Source organism: Paenibacillus sp., from assembly GCF_035645235.1.
Taxonomy (GTDB): Bacteria; Bacillota; Bacilli; order Paenibacillales; family YIM-B00363; genus Paenibacillus_AE.
In genome coordinates this window covers 1-5479 of sequence record NZ_DASQMZ010000097.1, presented here as the reverse complement: position 1 = coordinate 5479, position 5479 = coordinate 1, and the positions used below count along the sequence as shown (strand labels likewise).

The 5479-nt window shown below is 60.4% G+C and carries 2 protein-coding genes; one reads left to right on the top strand and one right to left on the bottom strand.

Features of this window, described 5'->3' with window-relative positions; translation table 11 throughout:
- Positions 1-150: 150 nt before the first annotated feature.
- Complete coding sequence (locus VEZ38_RS08840; protein WP_324892984.1) at positions 151-4182, bottom strand: hypothetical protein; 4032 nt, start codon at positions 4180-4182, stop codon at positions 151-153.
- A gap of 300 nt (positions 4183-4482) precedes the next feature.
- Here VEZ38_RS08840 and VEZ38_RS08835 point away from each other — a divergent pair.
- Positions 4483-5479: hypothetical protein (locus VEZ38_RS08835; RefSeq protein ID WP_324892983.1), on the top strand; the 997-nt coding region annotated here is incomplete at its 3' end.

Sequence of the window (5479 nt, the reverse complement as noted above, 5' to 3'; positions counted from 1 at the left end):
GAATGAACACCACACTCCTCATGATATGTATTTTGCAAACGGTTACAAGAATAGTGTACGGGGGGCCGCGACCGTTACGTAGAGTAGTATTTTTACCTTCCTGCACAATATTGCTAAACAGGCCCGCGCACCGATGCGCGGGCCATGCGGTTAATACGCGATGGTCGGGTTCCACCACACCGACTCGCCGCCGGTCGTGTTCGCTTTCGCGTTGACGTGGAAGTAAATGACGTCGCCGGCGGAGACGGAGACAGTCAGACTGTGTACAGCGGACTCGTCGGCGTACGTGGCGGGCGAGAGCGAGTCGGACCAGAGCTGCGTGCCGTTCTTCATGATTTTAATGTCGGCGCCGTCGCCGATCGTCCGGTCGGCGACGATATAGTGCGCGCTGCCGGTAATGTCGATCGTGCCGGCGACCGGAGCGACCCACTTCAGCACGGCGTCGTTGCCGACGGCCGGGTTCTGCGCCACGCGGGAAATCTTCGCGCCGCCGCCGCCCCAATAGTCGTTGAACGTTTGGTCGTGCACGAACGCCATCGGTATATAGGAGCTGCCGTTAAAGTACTCGTAATACCATCCCCCTGCACCGTCCCGGTACTGCACGAAGTTGCTCTCCCGCTGCGAGACGGCGCCCGACGACGGCACGATCGCGCCCGTCGGACGGGTGACGATGCCGGAACCGAGCCAATTGACGTATTGCAGCTTGTAGTAATACGTCTGTCCGTTCACGGCTGTCGTATCGGTGTAGTGCATGCTGCTCGGCGTATCGTTGAGCCGCGTGTACACGCCGTTCAGGCTCGTGCTGCGGTAGACGAAGGCGCCGGTGTCTTTCCGGTTCTGCGCCCAATACACATATACCTCGTTGTCGCCGGGAAGGGCGAAGGGAACGGCGTCGCTTACCGGCAGATGGGTGCTGATCGCGATGCGGTCGATGCGGATCGTACCGGTCGCGGTCGTCGAGCCGTCCGTCTCGATCGGATGAACCCGCAGCTGGCGGATCGTACCGGTCCAGTTCGAGTTTGCGCCGACCGGGAAGATATAATCCGCATAGCTCGGATCGTTCGGGTTCAGCGCGATCGTCATGCTCTTCGCATCGTTCCAGGTCGTGTCCGTGTCGGTAATCCACTGCACCTTCGCTTGAATCGCCCCCGTGTCGTTCTTCGCATTCATGCGGATCGACTGGTTTGCTTTGGCCGGAATCTTCAACTGATCCAGCGAATTCATGTACGGGTCCGTTCGGCCTGCGAAGGTTAGATCGAACTTGCCGCCCGACGCGGAGGCCGCGTCGATCTGCTGGATCGCCGTCCAGCCCTCGGCGTTGCTCGCGGCGTTGAATTCCCATGCGACCAAATCCGGTCCCTCGACGACGTCGATCGAATCGATGCTGATCGAGCCCGAGCCGGCGTTAATATCGAGGCGCAGGTTCTGCAGTACGCCTGCGAATTGATAGTGGTTACCGATGTCGAACAGATAGGTTCGATACAACGTATCGTTCGCAACCAGATTCGTAGTTAACGACTGCGAGCCGCTGAATGCCGAATTCTGGTCGGTCGTCCAGAACAGCTGAGCGGACGTCGCCGGCGAACCGTTCTTCATGACGACCCGGACGTAATGGCTGCGCTTGCCCCGCAAGTCTAAGTCGGCGGTGTACGTAATGTACGGGTCGTTGCCGTTGATCGCGAAGTTGAGCTGCCCGTTCACTGACGCGTTCGTTACATGGTTCGCCATATTCCAGCCCTCGAAATTGCCGTTCGCGTTAAAGCCCCACGTCTTGTCGTTGGCGGCGATCGTGACGGAAGCGTTCGAGGAAGCCCCGCCGCACACATCGTTCGCATTGCAGGCCGCAACCTTGTAATAGTACGATTTGCCGTCGAACAGCGCAGCGTCCGTGAACGAGGTCGTCCAGCGGTCTGTCGTTGCGATCAAATACGTATCGTCGGGCGCGAACGACGACTTCGTGCTGCGATAAATGCGATACTCCAGCAGATTGCCCGCGGACGATGCGCCCCAGCTCAATGCTACGCTGTCTTTGTCGCCGCTTAGCGTCGCCGTGACGCCGGTCACTTGGGCCGGCGCCGTAGAGCTGGCGGCAGCGGTAGCCGCGCTGACCTGCGACGAAGCGCTCCCCTCGTTGCCCGCCTCGTCCACCGCGGTAACCTTATAATAATAGGTTGTGGACGACGCCAAGCCGGAATCCTGGAACTCGCTTTCATTCGAGAAGCCAATAAAGTTGGCCGCCGACGGCGTGAAGCCGGATGTCGCGCTGCGGTACACCTTGTATTCCGCTACGCCTTGGCCCGTGATCGTCGACCAGTCCAGGCCGATGCGCTTGCTGCCGACCGTCGTTGCGGCGACGCCGGTCACCTGGGACGGAGCGGTCGTATCCGGCGTTCCCTTGTAAATCGCCGGCGTACCGAACACGACCCAATCGTACGCATCGTTCGCGGCGCCGGAAACGCCCTTGTTGGTCGCGAGCGTAATGTCGACCGTCTGTCCGGCATAGGCGGTCAAGTCGATCATGGCCGGCTCCCAGCGGTGCCAACGGCTGTAGTGCGGCTGCGAGTAGTCGCCCGTAAACTCGGTCGCGCCGTTCACCTTGACCCGGACGACATAGCCGTCGGAGCCGTCCGCGCCGTCGGCCAATCCCGAATGCAGCGCCAGATTCAGCCGCTCCCCGTTGCCGACCGTCGGCAGCGAAATATTGTGGTACACGGCTGTGGCGTCGCCGCTGCTCGGCGCATGCAGGAAGATGCCGCTCTTGCCGATGCCGCCGACGATATACGTCCCGGCGCTTCCGGATGCCGTATTGCTGACCGTCGCCGAGCCGAAGTTGGAGATGAAGTCGTACACGAGCGCGCCGGGAGCGTCGATGTCGAATCGCGCCGGACGCCGCACGTTGCCGAAGCTGTCGACGAATCCGGCGATCGCCGCTTCGAATTGCGTTCCCTTAATTTCGTAGATCGATGCGGCCGGATCGTTCCAACTCAGCGGCGAAATATAATGGGCCCCGCCCTCGTACGTTTTCACCAAGCCGTCGAAATTGGACGTGTAATCGGACTTGTTGAGCGGATTATATTCCGGCGCGCCCCAATTGTTGTCGTACCCGAGCACCTGCTTGAAGTAATCGGCGTCCCTCGTCGCGTCCCCATACAACGTTACGCCGAGGGAGCCGGGCGACAGGGCGGCCGTCGTCAACATCGAGCCCGTCAAGTAGTACCCGTCCGAGCCCGACGCGTTATGCGCTTGATGGGCGAAAACGCGGTTGGCCGGCAGCCCGGCTTCGATGATCCAGTTCGCAAGGTCCTGCAGGTGATGCTTCAGCAGCATGACCCGCCAGCGCGCCCACTCCTCCCAGAACGGATCCCCGTCGTCGCGCACGCGCGGCGGATCGACGTCGTTCCATGACGCGAAGCTGGTGCCCATCGCGCTATTGAATTGGCCGATCGAGGAAAATACCGGGTCGCGGGCTTGTCCGGCGTACTCGCCGCTTACCGGATCGTAGATGCCGGTTCCTTGCAGCCATTCCTTCCACTCGGCGATCGACAGCGGGTTGTAATCGGAATACCGCGTCCCGTCCCATACGTATTGCCAATCCTCCGAATCGAGGCTGACGCCCACGAACAGGTCGGGGTTCGCGTTGCGCCACTCGACGATCCGAGCTACCGCTTGCTGCACATTGCGCTTCTTGAACGCATAATGCTTCGCATTTTTCCTGGAATAGGTCATGTAATTATGTTGGTCGACGCTGCGGAACATGTCCCAATTGTTCGTGTCCCACATCGTGATGCGGGTGTCGTTCCCGAGCGCATGCATCAGTCCGACGTCGCCCGCCCAGCCGCCGGCGTTCATCTGGATCAGTACCGGAGCGCCGTAATCTTCGGCGTATTGCAATTGTTGGTCGAGCGTGCGGGAGTCCCAATTGTAATTTTGGTGGTGCGCGTAGGTGTCTAAACTCAGGAAGGAGGTTTGGATGCTGAGTCCGGTCTTGACGTAGTCGGTCTGGTTGAAGGAGTCGACGATGGCGTCGTATTCGGCGTTCACGCGGTCTTGCGGGGGGGCCGGCCATGAATTAAACAGGATGTAGAAGGTCTCGTCGTACGTGGCCGCTGACGCGGAAGCGAGTCCGACGGATGAGGAGAGCATGAGACTGAGGAGCCCGGCGATCGTTTGTTTCGTGCGCATCATTCACGTTCCTTTCCCTTGGGGGTGGTGTGGCGAGTCTTGCGGAAAACCAAGCTGTTGCGGGAAATGTGTAAGCGCTATCACCTCCTTGATGGCTCTATTATAGAGAGCGGGCGACGGCAGCAGATAGGGTAAGATGTTTACCTTCGGTCGCTTTCTTGTCCTTTTGAGGTGCGTAACGTTTCCAAAGTTTGCATTGAACCAGGCAAAAAACTACCCGTTCCACAAGATCGTCTTGTGTCGGCGGGGCGCAGGCAGGCGTTACGATTGTAGGAAACAGATATGGATGGGGTGTTGGGTGTGGGGTTTGCATCATTTTCCCCGAAAGACACAAGATTGGTGCCGCAGGGGTGGCGGGAGACGACGGTGGAGCCGGGGGAGCGAGTGCGGTTCGACTTCGGCGTTAAGCGTGCGGGGATCGTGTATATGCGGATTTCCGGAGGGCGGGCGGAGGCGTGGTCCGACATACGTTACGCATATGCAGCGGATGAACGCATCTTTGCGGCGCTCGATCGGGCGAGAGGGAGCGAGGCGTTCGTCACCGACCGGTTCCCGACGGTGGTGCGCGGGACGCCGGCCGGCGTGCTGGCGCAGTGGGAGCGCGCGTACGGTTCCGCCGATGTGTATCGGTTGGAAAATACGTTGAGCGCGCTTCGCTGGCTGGAGATCGACAATCGGTCGGATGAATCGGTGCGGATCGCCGAGTGCTGGTTGGAGTACACGGCGATCCCGTATGCGGGCGCCGGCGGCTTCGAATGCGACGACCGCGCGGTGAACGAGGCGTGGGCCATGGGGGTCTATACGGTAGAAATGTGCACGCAGCCTTCGCGATTTACGCAGCGCCCGCTCGCCGGACCGTTCTCGGACCATGTGATTTGGGACGGCGTGCGCCGGGACAAGGATGTGTGGGGCGGCGACCTGCGACCGGCGTCGTTGGTTTGGTTGTATGCGTTCGATCGGCCGGAGATCGTAAAAAATACGCTGGAGGTGCTGCTGTCGCAGCAGCATGCCGCCGGAGACGAGGAAGGAATCATTCCGGGCAGCGGCGCTTACGGGCAACTGTTTTACGAGTGGACGATGTGGACGATCGTAAATTTGTGGGAATATGCGTGGATCACGGGGGATCTTGCGTACGTCGAGGCGAACCGACAGCGGCTCACAGGGGTGATGGGCTGGCTGGAACGGCGCGCCGAGGCGGACGGTTTGATCAACGGTTTGAACAGCTGGATGTATTCGGTCGACGCGCGCGGCAAGATCAGCGGACTGGCCATGGCGCAGAAAGCGGCTTGGGATGCGA

What these genes read in the sequence shown, in the direction of transcription:
- VEZ38_RS08840 (WP_324892984.1), bottom strand. Translation starts at nt 4,182, where the DNA reads ATGCGCACGAAACAAACGATCGCCGGGCTCCTCAGTCTCATGCTCTCC.